The sequence below is a fragment of the Saccharomonospora piscinae genome, assembly GCF_005862235.1.
Taxonomy (GTDB): domain Bacteria; phylum Actinomycetota; class Actinomycetes; order Mycobacteriales; family Pseudonocardiaceae; genus Saccharomonospora; species Saccharomonospora piscinae.
This window is the reverse complement of record NZ_VCEK01000004.1, coordinates 272,459-290,207: the sequence shown is the minus strand read 5'-3', so window position 1 is coordinate 290,207 and position 17,749 is coordinate 272,459. Positions and strand designations below refer to the sequence as shown.

Here is a 17,749-nt window from a genome sequence, read left to right as displayed (position 1 = left end):
GGTTAACGCTTCGCTCCGGGGGATACCCGAAAGGCGTAAGCGAATGCGGAGGACCTCATGTCAGGCGAGAACATGTACGGCAAGACGACGGCGGAGTTGACCGAGGAAGCACGCCGGGAGGGCATCACCTTCGTGGCACACATGAGCTTCACGGAACTCATCGAGGCCATCGAGCAGCAGCGGGAGACCAACGAGCTGGCCCCGCCCGAGCCCCGGCGGCCGGAGCCGGAACCCGGCTGAGCCGGGGCCCGGCCCGCCTCACTCGCTGACGACCAGGTCCGTGCTGGCCGCCTGCGCGGCCTGCAACTCCCGGCTCAGGCCGACTCCCAGCCGGTGAGCCCGCGCGAGTGCCGAGGTGACCTCGAAGATCGACTCAGCCGTGGCCCCGTACACCTCGGGATCACGACCGCCGACCCGGCCGCACCACAGACACTGTTCGAGCCAGGTCGCCAGCTCGGGCACGCAGCGCGCGAGATGGTCGACCAGCAGCTTCATCGACCCCAGTACCTCGTACATCTCGCCGGGGCTGGCGAGGACGTCGCCGTCCACCGGACCGGAGGTGCGCAGGGCGAGTGCCCTGACGGCGTCCTCGGCCAGCGCGGCCAGCCGGGCCGGGGAGTCGTCCAGGTCGCCGTTAGCGGGAAGCTCCATGATCGCCTTGTTCTCTCGTCCGACTCTCGCGCTGTAGGAGCTACCCGCCGCCCGGCCGCACAAACGAGTCAGCTTCCCCGGTTCTCGCCGAGCTCCTCGACGATCGGGTGCTCGGGCACGTCCTTCTCCTGCTCGGCCAGCCCCGGTTTGGTGTGCCTGCCCCGGCGCTTCGCCCGCTCGTGGTCGCTCTCCGGGGACGCGAACGACACCGCGCGCTCGACGTCGGCGAGGCTGCCGTAGCTCTCGGGCGGGATGCCCCGGAGTTCCTTGATCGTGTCCGCGTCCGCGTTCGCGTTCTCCGCACTGCGCACGAGATCGTCCCGCTGCGCGGGAAAGTCCGCCCCGGACAGCGCCGAGTGCAGTCGTTCGACGGTCGTTGCCATCGTGCTCACCTCCACGGCGCGGCTACCCACCCACCGCACGGGTGAAACGAGTCGATCATTCGACGCCCTCCGACTCGGGGTCGCGCCGCGCCAGATCGGCGAGCACGGTGACGGCGTGTTCCACAGTGGAAAGATCGGGTCCCGCGAGGGCGAGCCGCACCGCGGAAGGGGTGTGGGCCGCGCCGACCGCGAAGGCTCCCGCGGGGCTCACCGCGATCCCCCGCCGCGCGGCGGCGGCGAGAAAGGTGTCGGCCCGCCACGGGGAGGGGAGTTCCCACCAGCAGTGGTAGGAGCGGTCGTCGGATCGCACGGTGAAACCGGACAGTCCAGTTCGGATGATGCTTGTCCGCGCGGCCGCGTCCGCCCGCTTGCTTTCCTGCACCGAGGACACCGTGCCGTCCTCGATCCACCGGGTCGCCGCGGCCAGCGCGAAGCCGCTCGCCGCCCACGCACCGGAGCGCAGCGCGGCGGCGACCCGCCCGGCCACGGCGGGCGGTGCGACCACGAACCCCACTGTGAGCTCGGGCAGGAACCGCTTGGACAGGCTGTCCACCAGCACGGTCCGGTCGGGAGCGTAGGCCGCCAGCGGCGCGTCGTCGCGCAGGAAGGTGTAGACCGCGTCCTCGACGGCGTACAGCTCGTGCCGCCGCAGCACGTCCGCGAGTTCCTCCCGGCGGTTCACCGGCATGGTGACGCCCAGCGGGTTGTGCAGCGTGGGCTGGACGTAGAGCGCGTCCACACCCGCGTCGGCGACGGCACCGGGAACGAGGCCCTGCTCGTCCACCGGCAGCGGCACGAGCGTGATCCCGAGCCGGGCGGCGATGCCCTTCATCACCGGGTAGGTGAACGACTCGACTCCGAGCCTGCCGCCGACGCCCAGCAGCGCGGACACGGCCGCCGCGATCGCCTGGCGACCGTTGCCCGCGAACGCCAGGTCGCCGGGCGACGGCGACCAGTTCGCGCGCGACAGCAACGGCACCGCCGCCGCGCGGGCCTCGGGCGTTCCGGTGACACTGCGCGAGCGCAGCGCGGCGGCGAGGACGTCGGGACGCAGCAGGCCGTCCAGTCCGGGCCGCAGCGCGTCGAGCGAGGCGGGCGAGCCCGGCGGCAGGACCGTGTTGAGTTCCAGGTCCACGGTCGTGGCCGCCGCGGGTTCGGCGAGTGCGGGATCAGGGCGCACGGGTGCCGCCCGCACGTACGTGCCACGGCCGACCTCGCCGACGACGAGCCCTCGCCTGGTCAGGTCGCGGTAGACGCGCGCGGCCGTGGACGCCGCGATGCGGTGGGTTCTCGCGAAACGGCGCTGGGTGGGCAGGCGGTCACCGGGCCGCAGACGCCCGGCCGCGATGTCGTCGGCGATGCCGTCGGCGATGGAGCGGTAGTCACGCATACCGCATTATTGCACCGAGCACAATGTTTCTATTGCTCTGAGCTGGCTCCGTGAATAGCGTCGCGGTATGCCCTCGATCGCCCTCCCCGGTGTCACCCTCGGCTATGCCGACGACGGCGACGGACCTCCCGTCGTTCTCCTCCACGGCCACCCGTTCGACCGCACGATGTGGCGGCCCCAGATCCAGCGGCTCGTCCGCGAGGGCTACCGCGTCGTCACACCCGACCTGCGGGGCTACGGCGCCAGCCCGCTCACCCCGCCGGTCCCGGTCACGACGTTCGAGCGCCACGTTCTGGACCTCACCGCGCTAATCGATCACCTCGGTCTCGACCGGTTCGTCCTCGGTGGACTGTCGATGGGCGGACAGCTGGCGCTGGAGTGCTACCGGCACCTCGGTGACCGGCTCGACGGGCTGGTGCTGGCGGCGACCTCGGCCCGCGCCGACTCCCCCGAGGTGCGGGCCCAGCGGCTCGCGCTGGCCGACGCGCTGCCACAGGACGGGATCGACGGGCACGCGGCGGCGCTGGGAGCACGGCTGCTCGCCGAGGACAGCGCCCGCGCGTTGCCCTCGACGGTGAAACACGTGTGGCGCATGATGCGCCACACCTCACCCGAGGGCGCGGCGGCGGCACTGCGGGGCCGTGCGCAGCGCGACGACCACGTCGACCTGCTCGGCCGCATCGCCGTGCCCACCCTGGTCGTGGTCGGGACCGACGACGTGCTGACGCCGGTGCCGGAGGCCGAACTGCTGGCCGAGCGCATCCCCGCCGCCACGCTGGCCGTGCTCGACGGTGTGGGGCACCTGCCGAACCTGGAGAACGAGGTCGGCTTCGACGACCGGCTCGTCGCGTTTCTCCGCGAGCACGCCCACTCGCAATACCACTGTGGACGGAACCAGCCGACGGACACGCCCTGTGACACCCGACATCGCTCACGGTGAACGGCGGATCGAAATCGGGTGATTCTGCCACAGCGAGTGCGCGTTCCGGGACAATGCCTCACCGTGGTGGCGGAGCGTAATGATCTACGGTGAGACAGCTCCGCTCGGCTGATACCCGGTCCGGAAGGCTAGCGCGTGGACAACCTGGACAACGATGTGTCGGTGAGACGGCTTTCCGCCGACGACGACTGGAACGACCGCGTTCCTCCCGGGCCACGGTCACGGCTGCGCCTGCTCGCGGTCATGGGTGCCGTCGTCGTGGGTTGCCTCGTCGCGGCGGTCGTGGTCGCGCTGGCTCCTGGTGAGGGCAGCGAGCGCGCCGACGACTACGACGGCACCGTGGTGATCGTCGATCCCGACCGCCTCTCGCTCGAACCCACCAGCGCGATCCCGACCGCATCCCACCGGACCAGCGACACCGACAGCAGCGCGGTGGTCACCGACTCCACGGTCGACACCGGGACCACGACCACACCCGACCCCGACGGCGGTGGCGACACGACCGGCGACGACGGCCGCGAGGAGGACGACGGCGAGGACTCCGGCGGTGGGGAGGACGAGCGGACCGACGAGGACAGCACCGTTCCGGAGGAGCCGTCCGACCCGTCCGAGCCGAGCGAGCCCAGCCAGCCGAGCGATCCGGGTGATCCCGAGCCACCGACGTCGTCGACCGCGAACACCACGACCACCACCCCGCCCGACGATGATGACGACGACGAGGACGACGACGGCTGCCCCTGGTGGAACCCCTTCTGCTGGTGATCCGCACCTCGTGTACGCCCACGGGGGCTCGGGTAGCCCGGTGGTGTGAGTACCACAGTGAGCACCCCACGAGTGCCGGACCCGTCGCCCGCGCCGGTGGCCGCACTGCCGCTGGCGCGCGGCCCGCTGTCCGCGGCGGTGATCACGGCGTTGCGGGAACGGCCCGGCCCGCGTGCCCGGCTGCCGACCGACATCGGCAGGCCGAAGCCCTACGGTGACGACCTGCAAGTGGCGTTGCAGGTGTGCTACGAGCTGCACTACCGCGGGTTCGTCGACGTCGACGCCGCCTGGGAGTGGCATCCCGAACTGCTGCGGCTCCGCAACGCCCTGGAACAACGGTTTCTCGCGGCGCTACGGGCGGACGTGCCCGGGCACGGCGTGGCCGCCGACGTGACCGAGGCCCTCGACGAGCTGCTGGTCGAGCCCGTGAACGGCGACGGCCTGACGCACTGGCTGCGCGACCGGGGAAGCTGGCCGCAGGTTCGCGAGTACCTGGCGATGCGGTCGATCTACCACCTCAAGGAGGCCGACCCGCACGCCTGGGTCATCCCGCGGTTGCGCGGGCAGGCGAAGGCGGCGCTGGTGGCGGTGGAGTTCGACGAGTTCGGCGGCGGCCGGGGCGAGCGGATGCACTCGCAGCTCTACGCCGACCTGCTGGCGGCGGCGGGGCTGCGCACCGGCTATCTCGGCTACGTCGAGCACGTTCCGCCGGAGGCGTTCGCCACGGTGAACCTGATGTCGTTGTTCGGGCTGCACCGCGGCCTCCGGGCAGCGCTGGTGGGCCACTTCGCGGCGGCCGAGATCAGCACCGCGCCCAGCGCGCACCGCATGGTGCTGGCGCTCGACCGCCTCGGCGCACCGGAGGCGTGCCGGTTCTTCTTCACCGAGCACGTCGAGGCCGACGCGGTACACGAACAGGTCATGCGCCGCGAGGTGATCGGCGACCTGCTGGCGCGCGAACCGGAACTGGCCGCCGACGTCGTGTTCGGAATCCAGGCCACCGAGCTGCTCGAAGGCCACCTCGCCGCCCACACCCTGCGCCACTGGCGCGAAGGCTCCAGCGCACTGCGCCTCCCGGTGACGGCGTAGACGGCCCAGCGCCGGTGCCGGTGTGCGCCGGACCGGCGCACCTCAGCGGCGCTTGCGGCGGTGGCTGGTGTCGCAGAACGGGTAGGTCCTGCTGCGGCGGCACGCGCACACGGCGACCTGGAAGCGGTCGGAGACGACGGTGGTGCCGTCGTCGAGGCACAGCTCCACGGGGCCCTCGACCAGTACCGGTCCGCCCGGCACCACCGTGACCCGCCGGGGTTCCCGCCCCCGGCCGTCAGCCGCCTCGTCGCGTCCGGTCGGCACGGATCACCACCAACTCCTCCTCACGCTCTCCCCTCGCGATCAGGCCCCGCCGTTCGAGATACGGCGCGCGGCCGCGCAGCACCGGCCCGAACGGAACCCGCCTGCGTGCCACGACGGCGGTCTTGAGTTCCGCCTCGGCCAAGGCCGTCACGGTCCGGTCCACCCCCGACAGCGCGGACTGCACCAGCAGCAGGCACCCCCGCCCCGACAACAGCGCGGGCAGCACCCCGCACAGCGGATCGAGCACGGCCCGCCCGTCGTCGCCGCCGTCCCAGCGATGCGACGGCCGCGTACCGCCCGGCCACGGAACGTACGGCGGGTTCGCCAGCACCAGATCGAACGGTCCTCGCGGCGGGCTCGTCGCCACGTCGGCCCGGCACAGCCGCACGGGCAGGCGCCGCACCCGCGCGTTGACCCACGCGGTCGCGAGCGCCCGGCGGGACACGTCGGCGGCGGTGACCTCCCCGGCACCCGCCCGCGCGGCCGTCAGTGCCAGCGCACCGGTACCGGTGCCCACATCCAGCACCCGCGCTCCGGGCGGCACGGTGACCTCGGCCAGTGCTTCCGTCAGCAGGGCCGTGTCGTCCTGCGGCCGGTACACCCCGGGCGGGTGGAGCAGGAACCTACTCCTTGCCCGGCCAGGCACCGGTGGCCTTCTCGTAGCTCGCCGCACCGGCCCGGTCCACGGCGGCCCGCACCGCGCCCATGATGGCGCCCTGGGCCGCGGCGGCCACCACGACCTGCCATGTCTTGAACGTGCGATCGGTGGCCTTGGGCGCCTGCGTGTCGCCCGTGGCCCGTCGCCACACCTGCCGGAACGCGGCGCTGGCCAGCAGGCCGCCGCCCACGCTGACCGCCAGGCTCAGCGGGCGGTACAACCCCTTCATCGCCTTGGACCCGTGCTGCTGCGTCACCGTTTCAGCCTCCACGTCAACAGGCCGCCCACAGCCAGGGCCAGCACGGCCCCGCTCGCGGCGACGGCCACCGGATTCGCCCGCAGGACCCGCATCGCCGATCGCGAACTGTCCTGCCACTGCTCCTTCGCCCGCTCGCCGACGTTGAGCCGGTGCGTGAGTTCGCGCACCGTGTCCCCCAGCTCCCGCCTGGTCAGTTCGATGTCGGTGCGCGCCTGCTCGACCGTCCGCGGGAACTCGTCGTCCGGCGTGCTCATCGGCGCATCGTCTCCTTCACCGTGTCGATGTCCCTGCGCACGCTCTCCACCGCTTCCCTCGGCATCGGCGGTGCCCCCTTGCGGATCTGCTGCCGTCCGACCAGGGCGAGCAGCCCGGCCAGCAGCATCAGCGCGCCACCGACCACGAGCGCCGCGGCCCAGGCCGGCAGGACCAGGGCCAGCGCGAGTACCGCCGCCGTGATGAGGACCGCCAGGCCGTACAGGGCGATGACGCCACCCGCTCCGGCCATACCCGCGCCCATGCCGAACCGCTTGCCCTTGGCCTGCAGCTCTGCCCGCGCGAGCATCATCTCGTCCCGGACGAGCCTGCTCACCTGCGCCGAAAGGTCGTTGACGAGCTGCGCCACCGAGCGCTGCCCGTCCCGCTGGTCTTCGTACACCACGGTTTCCCTCCATTCGTCGCGCTCACGCGGCGGTGGCGCCCCAGTGGCCGGGTGGACGGGTGGTCACCGTGTGCCCCGCACGGGCCGGGCACAAACCTCACCCGGTCGCGCCGCTCCGGCCTCGCACAGCGACGTCACGCTGCACCCGGGTGAGTGTGGACAGCCCGACGCGGGGTACTCCTGCCGCATCATGAACAGACGTGAACTGGCGGACTGGCTCGGGCCGGGATGCCGGGGTCCGGTGGAACTCCGCGTTCCCGCCGATGCCCGGCAGCTCGTCCTCGTGCGCATGCTCGCCCAGGGCGTGGCGGAGCGCGAGGGGTTTCCGCCCGACGAAGTGACCGACATCGTTCTCGCCGTCGACGAGGCCTGCGCGAGCCTGGTCCGCGCCTCCGTCCCGGGGGCGCTGCTGACGTGCCGGCTTTCGGTGGCCTTCGGGAAGTTGCGGGTGGAGGTGTCCTCGACGGTGTCCCCCACCGGGCCCGCGGGTGTGCCGAGCCAGTGGAGCTGGCGGGTGCTCGACACCGTGACGGACTCGCTGTCGGCGTGGCGGCACGAGCTCGACCCGCGCCGGGACGTCGACCGCATCGTCCACATCGACTTCGCCAAGCAGGTCGCCCGTCACCCCACCAGATAGCGGGTGGAGTGCCGCCGCGGTGGAGGCTGTCAGATGCGCATCCCGGTCCTGCCGCATCCCAGCGCGGCCACCCTGCGAGCCGTGGTCCTCGTGCTCGGCCTGTGGTATCTGGCGCTGGGAATCGTCGGCTTCGCCGTCGGCGGCACCGGCATGGGCGCCGACGTGTCCCGGTCCGTCTGGCTGTTCGGGACCAGTGCGCTGCTCAACATCGGTCACACCGGCGTGGGCGTGCTCGGGCTGGCGGCGACCCGGAGCGAGGCCACGGTGCGCGCCTTCGGCTGGCTGGGCTTCTTCGGCTTCACCGGAGTCTTCGCCTACAGCGTGCTGGCGGTCACGCTCTCCCCGCTGGGCAACCTGGCCAACATGCGGCCGGGCAACGTGTGGCTGTACGCGGTGACGGCCCTGCTGGGGTTGTTCGTCTGCGTGGCCCCACTGCGGGGTAGCCCGGCCACCGACCCGGCCACGTGACCATCGACGCGGGGCGGTAAACCCGTTGCCCGGCACTGCCGACCGGCCGCGCTACCCCCGGTTTAACCCATTGTGGCCCCGGGCAATTCGGAGATATGAGACTGCTCGTGTGGCATGTCCACGGCTCGTGGACGACCGCTTTCGTCCAGGGCGGGCACGAGTATCTTCTGCCCATTGTAGACGGTGGTGGCGAGTGGGGCCGCGGCCGGTGCGGGCGGCCGTGGCCGAGCCGTGCGCGGGAGGTGACGCCGGCCCAGCTGCGGGAGGCCGACCTCGACGCGGTGGTGCTCCAGCGGCCCGAGGAGATCGACCTCGCCCACCGGTGGCTGGGCAGGCGCCCCGGCACCGAGGTGCCCGCCGTGTTCGTCGAGCACAACACTCCACGCGGTCACGCCGCCACCACCCGCCATCCGCTCGCGGACCAGGACGCGATCCCGATCGTGCATGTCACCCACTACAACGACCTGATGTGGGACAGCGGCATCGCGGACACGGTCGTCATCGACCACGGCATCCCCGACCCGGGCCACCACTACACCGGCGAGCTGGACCGCGTGGCCGTGCTCGTCAACGAACCGCGCCGCCGGGGCAGGATCGTGGGCGCCGACCTGCTGCCCGCCTTCGCCCGAGCTGCTCCGGTGGACCTCTACGGCATCGGTGTCGGCGAGATCGCGCTGGACGGTGTGCACCCGGTCGGCGACCTGCCGAACGCACAGCTGCACACCGAGCTGGCCCGCAGGCGCGTGTACGTCCACACCGCGCGCTGGACCTCCCTGGGCCTGTCGCTGCTGGAGGCCATGCAGCTCGGCATGCCGGTCGTGGCGGTCGCCTCGACCGAGGCCGCGACCGCGGTGCCTCCGGACGCCGGGGTGGTATCGACCGACGTCGACCGGCTCACCGACGCGATCCGCACCTTCCGCTCCGATCCCGCCCTGGCCCAGCGGGCCGGGAAGGCGGCGCGGGAACACGCGCTCGCGCACTTCGGATTGGAAGAGTTCCTGCGCCGCTGGGACGCCCTGCTCGGATCGCTTTCGCCGTGATTCTCCCGGGAGGCAGTGTATGAAGATCTCGATGGTGTCCGAGCACGCCAGCCCGCTGGCGGCGCTGGGCGAGATCGACGCAGGCGGCCAGAACGTCCACGTCGCCGAACTCTCCTCGGGACTGGTCAGAGCGGGTCACGACGTGACGGTGTACACGCGGCGAGACAGTGCCGACGCGCCGGCCCAGATCGCCATGCCCGGGGGGTACCGCGTCGTCCCCGTGCCCGCGGGGCCCGCACGGTACGTACCGAGGGACGAGCTGCTGCCCCACCTGGGCGAGTTCACCCGGTTCCTGCGGCAGCGCTGGGAGCAGGACCCGCCGGACGTCGTCCACGCGCACTTCTGGATGTCGGGTCTGGCCTCCCTCATGGCCGCGCGGGCGGTGGGGGTTCCCGTGGTGCAGACGTTCCACGCGCTCGGCGTGGTCAAGCGGCGACACCAGGGAGCGCTGGACACCAGCCCGGCCGAGCGGATCGGGCTCGAACGGCTCATCGGGCGCAACGCGGCCCGGGTGGCGGCGACGTGCTCCGACGAGGTCTTCGAACTGGTACGGCTCGGGCTGCCCCGGTCCAGGATCTCGGTGGTGCCGTGCGGGGTGGATCTGTCCCGCTTCACGACGGCGGGCCCCCGCAACACCCGCGATCACCGCTACCGCATCGTGGCGGTGGGCAGGCTGGTGCCGCGCAAGGGTTTCGACGTGGCCATCGCCGCCCTGCGCACGCTGCCGGAGGTGGAACTGGTCATCGCGGGAGGACCCGACAACGGCAGGCTGGCCGGGGACCCGGAGGCGCGACGGCTGCGCGGCTACGCCGCCGAACTGGGCGTGCAGGACCGGGTGCGGCTGGTGGGACAGCTCCCCCGCGGCGACATGCCGTCGCTGCTGCGCTCGGCCGACGTCGTCGTGTGTACCCCGTGGTACGAACCCTTCGGCATCGTCCCGCTGGAAGCGATGGCGTGCGGCGTTCCCGTGGTGGCGAGCGCGGTCGGCGGGCTGACCGACACGGTCGTGGACGGCGTCACGGGTGTTCACGTGCCGCCGCGCCGCCCCGACGCGGTGGCGGCGGCCGTGCGGCGGCTGCTCTCCGATGCCGCGCTGCGCGACGCCTACGGCATCGCCGGTGCCGACCGGGCACGCTGCCGGTACTCCTGGGACCGCATCGCGTCCGACACCACCCGCGTCTACGAGCGCACGGTGCCCGCCCCCGTGGCGAGCGCGGAGGGAATCGCCGCGAACGAGGTGTGACCGTGGCGCGCGGCGTCGTCCGGGCGGTGCTCAGCGCTGTGACCGGTAGGTGAGCAGGTCGCCGGGCTGACAGTCCAGCACCTCGCAGAGCCTGGTGAGCGTGCTGAACCGAATGGCTCGCACCTTGCCGGTCTTCAGGTTCGACAGGTTCACGATGGACACACCGACCCGGTGCGACAGCTCGGTCAGCGTCATGTCCCGGGCCGCGAGAACCGTGTCGAGATGCACCTCGATGGTGTGTGGCTCCTCGGTCACACCGTTCCCTCGAGGTCTTCGCGCATCGTGGCGCCTGCTCGCATGATCCGCGCCATCGAGACAAGGCCCGCACCGGCGAGCAGTGCCATCACCGGCACGTCCCATTCGTTGATCGAGAACAGGTCGTGCCGGTCCACCATCATCGTGCCGGTCAGCCAGTTGCTCGCCAGGGCCTCGACGAACGTCGCCACGGCCTCGCCGACGAGGACGAACCAGCCGAGGGTTCGCAATCGCCCGGCCACTCGCAGGGTGAAGATGCCGTCCCGGGACGCTCCCCGGAGCAACCGGATCGCGAGCAACAACGTGCCGACGAACACCGCGAACGTGGGCGCCTGCGACAGGACACCGAGCAGCCGCTGCCCTGTCGTCGGCGATTGCGCGCACATCCCCACGGCCGAGGGCCAGGACCGCACCCCGTCCTCGACACCGGTCGCCACGTTGTGCCCGGACTGCGGCACCGGCACGTGGCCGTTCGCCGTCTCCACGCAGACTTCGGAGGCACCGATCCCGAACACGGACCCCGACCCGAAGACCATCGCGATCACACCGATCCCGACAAGCGTGCCCACCAGCGCCAGGAGCACCCGCACCCAGGTGGCCACCGGTTCGAGCAGGCCACGCTCCCCCTCCATCACTTCCCCTTATCGACTGTCGTTAATATCGACAAACGATAAACAGGTCGACCACGGGGGTCAAGAGCGCTTCGTCCCTACCGGACGGTGGTGCAGCGAAGGCCACCTTGACTGCGTCTCGCGCAGTGAGGGTGGCCTTCGCGGCGCCCCTCAGGAGCCGACGGGTGCCGCGACGTCGAGCGCCAGCCGGCCGTCGCGGACGGTCACGGTGACGCGGTCGCCCGTGCCCGCGTCGCCCTGGAGCAGCATGCGGGAGAGCACGTTGTCCACCTCGCGCTGGATGGTGCGGCGCAGCGGCCGGGCGCCGTACTCCGGCTGGTAACCCGCTTCCGACAACCACCACACGGCGTCCGGTGTGACCTCCACGGCCACGCCCTGCGCGTGGGCCTTGCGCCGGGTCTCCTCCAGCAGTAGCTCGGTCACCTGCCGCAGCTGCTCGGCCGAGAGCTTGCGGAACACGATGATCTCGTCGATGCGGTTGAGGAACTCGGGACGGAACACGTCCCGCAGCCGCCGCATCAGCCGTTCGCGCAGCGGCGCCTCGGTCTCGTCCTCGTCCCGGGGCGCGAACCCCAGCGCACCCTGTGTGCCGCTCAACACCAGCTCCGAACCCACGTTGCTCGTCATGATCAGCACGGTGTTGGTGAAGTTCACCGTGCGGCCGCGACCGTCGGTGAGCCGCCCGTCGTCGAGCACCTGCAAGAGCATGTTGAACACGTCGGGGTGCGCCTTCTCGATCTCGTCGAGCAGCACCACCGAGTAGGGCCTCCTGCGCACGGCCTCGGTCAGCTGACCCGCCTCCTCGTAGCCGACGTAGCCGGGCGGGGCGCCGACGAGCCTGCTGACGGTGTGGCGCTCGCCGTACTCCGACATGTCGAGCCGCACCATGCTGTCCTCGCTGCCGAACAGCGCCTCGGCCAGTGCTCTCGCCAGCTCGGTCTTGCCGACGCCGGTGGGGCCGAGGAACAGGAAGCTGCCCGACGGCCGGTCGGGTTCGGCGAGCCCCGCCCTGGCCCTGCGCACGGCCTCCGCCACGGCGGCGACCGCCTCGTCCTGCCCGACCACCCGGCCGTGCAGGTGCTGCTCCAGGTTCAGCAGCCGCTCCCGTTCCTCCTGCGTCAGCTGCGCCACCGGGATGCCGGTGCTGCGCGACACGACCTCGGCGATGTCCGTGGGCCCGACGTCGGGCGCTTCGGCGGGCCGGTGGTCGGCACGCTGTTCGTCGATGCGGCTGCGCAGGTCGTGGATCTCGTCGCGCAGCGCCGACGCCCGCTCGTAGTGTTCCTCGCTCACGGCCTGGTCCCGGTCGCGGCACAGCTGTTCGAGGCGGGCTTCCAGATCACGCAGCCGTTCGGGCCAGCGGCCGGACCGCATCCGCACCCGCGCGCCCGCCTGGTCGATGAGGTCGATGGCCTTGTCCGGCAGGTACCGGTCGGTGATGTAGCGGTCGGACAGCGTCGCCGCCGCGGTGAGCGCCTCGTCGGTGAAGCGCACCTGGTGGTGGGCCTCGTACTGGTCCCGCAGCCCGTGCAGGATCGCGACCGTGTCCTCGACGTTGGGCTCGGGCACGAGAATCGGCTGGAACCGGCGCTCGAACGCGGGATCGTTCTCGATGTTCTCGCGGTACTCGTCCAGCGTCGTGGCACCCACGATGTGCAACTCGCCCCGCGCCAGCGCGGGCTTGAGCATGTTGCCAGCCCCCATCGAACCCTCCGATGCTCCCGCGCCGACCACGGTGTGCAGCTCGTCGATGAACACCACGAGCCTGCCCTGGTTGCGGCGCAGTTCGTCGAGCAGCTTCTTCATCCGCTCCTCGAAGTCGCCCCGGTAGCGCGTGCCCGCCACCATGGCCGCGATGTCGAGCTGCACCACCCTGCGCTCGATCATCGGCTCGGGCACCTGCGCGTCCACCACGCGCTGGGCGAGTCCCTCGACGATCGCGGTCTTGCCCACCCCCGCCTCACCGATGAGCACGGGGTTGTTCTTGGTGCGCCGCGACAGCACCTCGATCGTCTGCTCGATCTCGTCGTCGCGGCCCACCACCGGGTCGATCTCGCCGTCGCGCGCCATCGCGGTGAGGTCGCGGCCGTAGGCGTCGAGTGTGGGCGTCTCGCTCTCCTGCGGCTGCGGCTGCCCACCGTCACGGGACGGGCTGGGCGGGCCGGTCGGTCCCGACAGCGCGCGCTGCATCGCTTCCGGCGTGATCCCGGCCTCGGCCAGCATCAGCCCGGCGCGGGAGTCCGGGTTCGCCACCAGCGCCAGCAGCACGTGCTCGGGGCCGATGTAGGAGGACCGCAGCCCTCGGGAGATCTGGTGCGCGTCGAGCAGCGTGCGTTTGGCTCCGGGTGTGAGCACCGGGGTGCTCTGCCGTTCCTGGCGGTGGCCCGCGGCCTCCCGTTCCACGCGCTCGGCGAGCGCGTCGGGATCGGCACCGGAGCGCTGGATCAGCTCGCGGCTTCCCGGTACCCGCGTCGCGGCCCAGAGCAGGTGGGTGGAGTCCAGCTCCGAGTGCCCCCACTCGCCCACCTGCCGCACGGCGGCCGACACCAGCGCGAGCGCCTGCTCGCTCATCAGTCGCGTGATACCGACCGCGTGCGGGCGCCGCCCCGGCATGTCGTTGCCGAAGAACTGGGCCAGCAGCGAGTCGAACGGGCTCGGGCCGGAGTCTGCTCCGAAGAAGCCGCTCATCGAGACACTCCCTCGCGATGACGGTGTGTTCTGCCTGCCCGCACGGCTACCCGGGCGGCGGCGCGGTCAACCCCGTCACCCCACGTACCGGCGGGCGGTCGAGTGCCGCTGCGAGTGCTCCAGTGCCCGCAGCCCCTCCTCGACGTCGGCGGGCACCACGCGCCGCTCCGCCAGCACCCACGGCAGTCCCCGTACCGCCTCGGCGACGGCTCGAACCGTGGCGGCGTCCCTCGGCGCCGAGCGCAGCACGTCGCGCGTCCGGCGGGCGGCCGAGGACACGGGTCTGCGCAGCCACAGCGTCCACAGCGTGTTACGGATGCCGAGCTGCCTGCGCCGGGTGGGCTCACGCAGGGGCGAGGGCGCGTGGTGGATCACGATGTCGGGGTCCCAGCACATCCACCAGCCGTGCGCGGCGAGGTCGAGAGCCAGTAGCTCCTCCTCTCCACCGAGCCACAGCCGGGAGGAGAAGCCGCCCACCTGGCGGAAGGCGTCGAGGCGGAACGTCGTCAGCGCCGCCAGCACGCCGAGCAGCGCGGGACCGGGCAGCCAGTCGGGCCCGCGCACCGGCGAGTCGCGCAGCTCCGGGGTGATCGGGTCCTCCACCAGGTCGGGTTCCACGAGGCAGCGGCCGGTCACCGACGCCAGCCCCGGATGCGCGTCGAGGACGTCCACGGCCCGCGTCAGCGCACCGGGCTGCCAGCGGGTGTCGTCGTCGCAGAACGCGACGTACGGGGTGTGGATCTGGCGGACCGCGAGGTTGCGCGCGAGCGCGCCGAGGTTGCGGTCGCAGCGCAGCAGGGACACGTGCGGGAACAGCGCCGCGACCGCCTCGGCTGTGCCGTCGGTGGAGGCGTTGTCCGCCACGACGATCGGGGCCGCGTCGGGCAGCGAGGTCATCGCGTCGAGCGTGCGCAGCGCCTCGTCACGGCGGTTGTACGTGATCATCACGACGCTGACTCGGCTCATGCCAGCTCCCGGATGCGCCGCTCGACGTCCCGGGGCAGCGGGCGGCGCGACGACAGGGCCCTCGGGAGCCTGCGCACCGCACCCGCCGCCGCGAGCGGATCGCGCAGCAGGCCGCCCGAGGCGCGCAGGCAGTCGCCCAGTGGCCGCCGCATCCACGTGATGAGCGCGTTGTTGCGGCGCTCGATCCGCCGCCGCCACGACGCCGAAGGCCGGATCGCCGACGGGTGGTGGTGGGCCCGGACTCGATCCACGTAACACAGTTCCCACCCGCGCGCGGCGAGGTCGTAGGACAGCAGTCGTTCCTCGGCGCCGAAGTACAGCAGCGGGTGAAAGCCACCCGCGTCGAGGAACGCGCTGCGCCGCACGACGGCCGAGCACGCGAGGAAGCCCAGCACCCTCGGCCCCGGCAGGTCGGGTGCGGTGCCGAGCGGGCTGTCCGCCATCAGCGCGCAGACCGGGTCGCGGCGCTCCTGCGGGCCCACGAGAGTCGTGGCCGCGAGCAGGCCCAGCCGGGGATAGGCGTCGAACAGCACCTCCGCCTGCGGCAGCGCGCCCTGAGCCCACCAGGAGTCGTCGTCGTTGAAGGCGATGTAGGGGGTGTCGGCCGCCTCGACACCGAGGTTGCGCGCGGCCATGCCCACGTTCTCCGGCAGGCGGATCAACCGCACCCCGGGGAAGCCGTCGCGCACGCGGCTCGCCGTGTCGTCGGCGGAACCGTTGTCCACCACGATGACGGGCGGCGCGGGCCGTAGCGCCCGCAGGTGAGTGAGCGTGCGGGCGAGGTCGTCAGCGCGGTCCCTTGTCGCGATCACCACGGTCGTCCTCACCGCAGCACCTCCCCCAGCAGTTCCGCGATGAGCGTGCCCCGCCCGCCGGGAGGCGTGGCCACCGGATGCGCGTCGGTGCCGGACAGGCACCAGCGCCACCACCGGTCGAGCGATTCCGGGCGCGTCTCCTCGGCCGGGATGACGGCGGGCCAGCCGAGCGCGTGTGCCTGCGCGGTCACCTTTCCCCCGCCCGCCACCGGATCGACGGCCACGGCGGGGACTCCGGCGCGCAGGGCGAGCACGAGCCCGTGCATGCGCGTGGTCACCACGACGTCGAAGCGGGCCAGCAGCGAGGCGAACTGGTCGGGACTCGCGCAGTGCCGCCAGTCCGCCGTGTCGAGCCGGGTGTCGAGGTCGACCCGCGCGCAGTCCAGGCCGGTGGCCCAGTTCAGCAGGATCTTGTGTACCTGCTCGTGTCTGCGGCGACCGCCGTACTCGTACTGCCCGGGGGCGAGCATGAGCGCCGCCACCGGAACCCGGTCGGTGTGCGCGGCGTACGACAGGTCGGGCTGGGGCTCGCCGAGTCCGTCCCTGGCCAGGATGCGGTGGAAGCCCGCGGCGGCCGGGCAGCGTGGGTCGAGCACCGACACCCCCACCGCGATGCGGCGGCAGGCCGGGTACCGCCGGTGCAGCCACTCCACCTGCTCGCCGTGCGCGGGACCGCACGCGAAGACCACGTGCGTGTACGCGCCGGGGTCCGCGTCCTCCAGGTGCAGCCCGCCCGGGCGCAGCGACGGGCTCCACGCCGTGTCCACCGCGATGCCCGCGCCGTCGAGCGCGTCGGCGACCCGGCGCATACTCAGCACGTCACCCGCGGTCGCCTCACCGCGAAGGAAACTCGGCCACCCCGTCACCAGCACGCGCATGCCGGGCTCATACCCGCGTCACAGCGTTTCACACCGGCACCCGAGGGTAACCAAACGCATGGCCGTCCGGGGTGAGCACGTGGTGGTGATCGGCGGCGCGGGGTTCGTCGGATCCCATGTGTGCGAGCGACTTCTGCACAGCGGACACCGGGTGACCTGTGTGGACAGTCTGCTCACCGGAAGCGCGGACAACGTGGCGGCACTGCGCGGCAGCGATCGCTTCGACGTCGTGTGCTGTGACATCACCCTGCCGCCCGAGAAGTGGCCGCCGTTCGACCCGCCGTCGGACGTCCTGCACCTCGCCTCCCCCGCCTCGCCGAAGGACTACCAGCGGCTGCCGCTGGCGACCCTGCGAGTCGGGGCGCGCGGCACGGAGCACGCACTGGAGCTGGCCACCCGCCACGGCGCGCGGCTGGTGCTGTCGTCGACGAGCGAGGTGTACGGCGACCCGGTGGAGCATCCGCAACGGGAGACCTACTGGGGCAACGTCAACCCGATCGGCCCGCGCAGCGTCTACGACGAGGCCAAGCGCTACGCCGAGGCGCTGGTCATGGCCTACCACCGGGAGTACGGAACGGACGTGGCGATCGCCCGGGTCTTCAACACCTACGGTCCCCGCATGCGCGCCGACGACGGCCGGATGATCCCGAACTTCATCACCCAGGCACTGCGTGGGCGCCCCCTGACGGTGGCGGGAACGGGCGAGCAGACCCGCTCGGTGTGCTACGTCGACGACACCGTGTCGGGACTGCTCGCGCTCTGGCGCAGTGACCTGACGGGGCCGGTGAACCTCGGCAACCCACACGAGATGACGGTGCGGCACGTGGCCGAGCAGATCCGCGACCTCACCGGCACCACCTCGGCGGTGACCACCGTGCCGGGGGCCGTGGACGATCCGCAGCGGCGTTGCCCCGACATCACGCTCGCCCGCACGGCGCTGGGCTGGCAGCCGGAGGTGCCGCCACGCGAGGGCCTGCACCGCACGGTCGCCTGGTTCGCCACACGCGCGGGCTCGCCGCTGACGCCCCGGACGTGATCACCCCGGGCGCGGCCCCACTCGTTTATGCGTCGCT

At 72.2% G+C, this 17,749-nt stretch carries 23 protein-coding genes; 9 read left to right on the top strand and 14 right to left on the bottom strand.

All coding sequences use genetic code 11. From position 1 onward, the window contains the following. Positions 1 to 57 precede the first annotated feature (57 nt). Positions 58 to 240, top strand: a complete 183-nt coding sequence (locus FFT09_RS17675) for a Rho termination factor (protein WP_081194844.1) — start codon at positions 58 to 60, stop codon at positions 238 to 240. Positions 241 to 258: 18 nt separating this feature from the next. Here FFT09_RS17675 and FFT09_RS17670 read toward each other — a convergent pair whose 3' ends face one another. The 3 genes from FFT09_RS17670 to FFT09_RS17660 form a co-directional block, all read right to left on the bottom strand. Beyond that, positions 259 to 651 (bottom strand): hypothetical protein, encoded by a 393-nt coding sequence (locus FFT09_RS17670; RefSeq protein WP_138383378.1) that lies wholly within the window; start codon positions 649 to 651, stop codon positions 259 to 261. Between the two features lie 68 nt (positions 652 to 719). Further along, positions 720 to 1,034, bottom strand: coding sequence for a DUF2795 domain-containing protein (locus tag FFT09_RS17665; RefSeq protein ID WP_024875997.1), 315 nt, complete (start codon positions 1,032 to 1,034; stop codon positions 720 to 722). A 55-nt stretch (positions 1,035 to 1,089) separates the two neighbouring features. Continuing rightward, the gene (locus FFT09_RS17660) at positions 1,090 to 2,424 is read right to left on the bottom strand and encodes an aminotransferase-like domain-containing protein (protein ID WP_138383377.1); all 1,335 of its coding nucleotides are present in this window, start codon (positions 2,422 to 2,424) and stop codon (positions 1,090 to 1,092) included. Positions 2,425 to 2,491: 67 nt separating this feature from the next. Here FFT09_RS17660 and FFT09_RS17655 point away from each other — a divergent pair, with 67 nt between their 5' ends. The 3 genes from FFT09_RS17655 (at position 2,492) to FFT09_RS17645 (ending at position 5,215) form a co-directional block, all read left to right on the top strand. Further along, entirely contained in the window at positions 2,492 to 3,364 is an 873-nt protein-coding gene (locus tag FFT09_RS17655) for an alpha/beta fold hydrolase (protein WP_138383376.1), read from the top strand. Positions 3,365 to 3,526: 162 nt separating this feature from the next. Then, entirely contained in the window at positions 3,527 to 4,126 is a 600-nt protein-coding gene (locus tag FFT09_RS17650) for a hypothetical protein (RefSeq protein ID WP_244231406.1), read from the top strand. Positions 4,127 to 4,183: 57 nt separating this feature from the next. Beyond that, positions 4,184 to 5,215, top strand: a complete 1,032-nt coding sequence (locus tag FFT09_RS17645) for an iron-containing redox enzyme family protein (protein WP_244231405.1) — start codon at positions 4,184 to 4,186, stop codon at positions 5,213 to 5,215. A gap of 42 nt (positions 5,216 to 5,257) precedes the next feature. Here FFT09_RS17645 and FFT09_RS17640 read toward each other — a convergent pair whose 3' ends face one another. From FFT09_RS17640 to FFT09_RS17620, 5 genes are read right to left on the bottom strand one after another with little or no spacing between them, the layout of a single operon-like run. After that, on the bottom strand, positions 5,258 to 5,479 hold the full coding sequence (locus tag FFT09_RS17640; protein WP_081194834.1) for a CDGSH iron-sulfur domain-containing protein: 222 nt from the start codon (positions 5,477 to 5,479) through the stop codon (positions 5,258 to 5,260). Next, positions 5,451 to 6,080 (bottom strand): HemK2/MTQ2 family protein methyltransferase, encoded by a 630-nt coding sequence (locus FFT09_RS17635; RefSeq protein WP_244231404.1) that lies wholly within the window; start codon positions 6,078 to 6,080, stop codon positions 5,451 to 5,453. The genes FFT09_RS17640 and FFT09_RS17635 overlap by 29 nt, the downstream gene beginning before the upstream one ends. A gap of 22 nt (positions 6,081 to 6,102) precedes the next feature. Beyond that, on the bottom strand, positions 6,103 to 6,366 hold the full coding sequence (locus FFT09_RS17630; protein WP_024876004.1) for a DUF4235 domain-containing protein: 264 nt from the start codon (positions 6,364 to 6,366) through the stop codon (positions 6,103 to 6,105). Positions 6,367 to 6,389: 23 nt separating this feature from the next. Continuing rightward, positions 6,390 to 6,650: a DUF3618 domain-containing protein gene (locus FFT09_RS17625; RefSeq protein WP_081194832.1), complete on the bottom strand. Its 261-nt coding sequence runs from the start codon at positions 6,648 to 6,650 to the stop codon at positions 6,390 to 6,392. Further along, positions 6,647 to 7,054, bottom strand: coding sequence for a phage holin family protein (locus FFT09_RS17620; RefSeq protein WP_024876006.1), 408 nt, complete (start codon positions 7,052 to 7,054; stop codon positions 6,647 to 6,649). Before FFT09_RS17620 ends, FFT09_RS17625 begins: the two co-directional genes overlap by 4 nt. A 190-nt stretch (positions 7,055 to 7,244) precedes the next feature. Here FFT09_RS17620 and FFT09_RS17615 point away from each other — a divergent pair, with 190 nt between their 5' ends. The 4 genes from FFT09_RS17615 to FFT09_RS17600 all read left to right on the top strand — a co-directional run bounded on the left by FFT09_RS17615 (position 7,245) and on the right by FFT09_RS17600 (position 10,442). Then, complete coding sequence (locus FFT09_RS17615) at positions 7,245 to 7,691, top strand: ATP-binding protein (protein WP_081194830.1); 447 nt, start codon at positions 7,245 to 7,247, stop codon at positions 7,689 to 7,691. Positions 7,692 to 7,724: 33 nt separating this feature from the next. Next, the gene (locus tag FFT09_RS17610; protein ID WP_138383374.1) at positions 7,725 to 8,159 is read left to right on the top strand and encodes a DUF4383 domain-containing protein; all 435 of its coding nucleotides are present in this window, start codon (positions 7,725 to 7,727) and stop codon (positions 8,157 to 8,159) included. 95 nt (positions 8,160 to 8,254) lie between these two features. Beyond that, complete coding sequence (locus FFT09_RS17605; protein WP_138383373.1) at positions 8,255 to 9,199, top strand: glycosyltransferase; 945 nt, start codon at positions 8,255 to 8,257, stop codon at positions 9,197 to 9,199. 19 nt (positions 9,200 to 9,218) lie between these two features. Beyond that, the gene (locus tag FFT09_RS17600; protein ID WP_024876010.1) at positions 9,219 to 10,442 is read left to right on the top strand and encodes a glycosyltransferase; all 1,224 of its coding nucleotides are present in this window, start codon (positions 9,219 to 9,221) and stop codon (positions 10,440 to 10,442) included. A gap of 30 nt (positions 10,443 to 10,472) precedes the next feature. Here the strand turns inward: FFT09_RS17600 and FFT09_RS23345 are convergent, their stop codons facing one another. The 6 genes from FFT09_RS23345 to FFT09_RS17570 form a co-directional block, all read right to left on the bottom strand. Further along, positions 10,473 to 10,697 carry a helix-turn-helix domain-containing protein gene (locus FFT09_RS23345; protein ID WP_024876011.1) on the bottom strand — a complete coding sequence of 75 codons (225 nt, stop codon included), beginning with the start codon at positions 10,695 to 10,697 and terminating at the stop codon, positions 10,473 to 10,475. After that, the gene (locus tag FFT09_RS17590) at positions 10,694 to 11,329 is read right to left on the bottom strand and encodes a DUF2975 domain-containing protein (protein WP_138383372.1); all 636 of its coding nucleotides are present in this window, start codon (positions 11,327 to 11,329) and stop codon (positions 10,694 to 10,696) included. The genes FFT09_RS23345 and FFT09_RS17590 overlap by 4 nt, the downstream gene beginning before the upstream one ends. A gap of 150 nt (positions 11,330 to 11,479) precedes the next feature. Further along, positions 11,480 to 14,017, bottom strand: a complete 2,538-nt coding sequence (locus FFT09_RS17585; RefSeq protein ID WP_138383371.1) for an ATP-dependent Clp protease ATP-binding subunit — start codon at positions 14,015 to 14,017, stop codon at positions 11,480 to 11,482. A 75-nt stretch (positions 14,018 to 14,092) separates the two neighbouring features. Next, positions 14,093 to 14,983 (bottom strand): glycosyltransferase family 2 protein, encoded by an 891-nt coding sequence (locus FFT09_RS17580; protein ID WP_138383370.1) that lies wholly within the window; start codon positions 14,981 to 14,983, stop codon positions 14,093 to 14,095. After that, positions 14,980 to 15,810 (bottom strand): glycosyltransferase family 2 protein, encoded by an 831-nt coding sequence (locus FFT09_RS17575; protein WP_138383369.1) that lies wholly within the window; start codon positions 15,808 to 15,810, stop codon positions 14,980 to 14,982. Before FFT09_RS17575 ends, FFT09_RS17580 begins: the two co-directional genes overlap by 4 nt. Beyond that, on the bottom strand, positions 15,807 to 16,676 hold the full coding sequence (locus FFT09_RS17570) for a polysaccharide pyruvyl transferase family protein (RefSeq protein WP_138383368.1): 870 nt from the start codon (positions 16,674 to 16,676) through the stop codon (positions 15,807 to 15,809). Before FFT09_RS17570 ends, FFT09_RS17575 begins: the two co-directional genes overlap by 4 nt. Positions 16,677 to 16,734: 58 nt before the next feature. On the opposite strand from FFT09_RS17570, the gene FFT09_RS17565 reads away from it, so the two are divergent. Next, a complete protein-coding gene (locus FFT09_RS17565; RefSeq protein WP_081194812.1) occupies positions 16,735 to 17,712 on the top strand; it encodes an NAD-dependent epimerase/dehydratase family protein in 978 nt (325 codons plus the stop codon). The last annotated feature ends 37 nt before the right edge of the window (positions 17,713 to 17,749 follow it).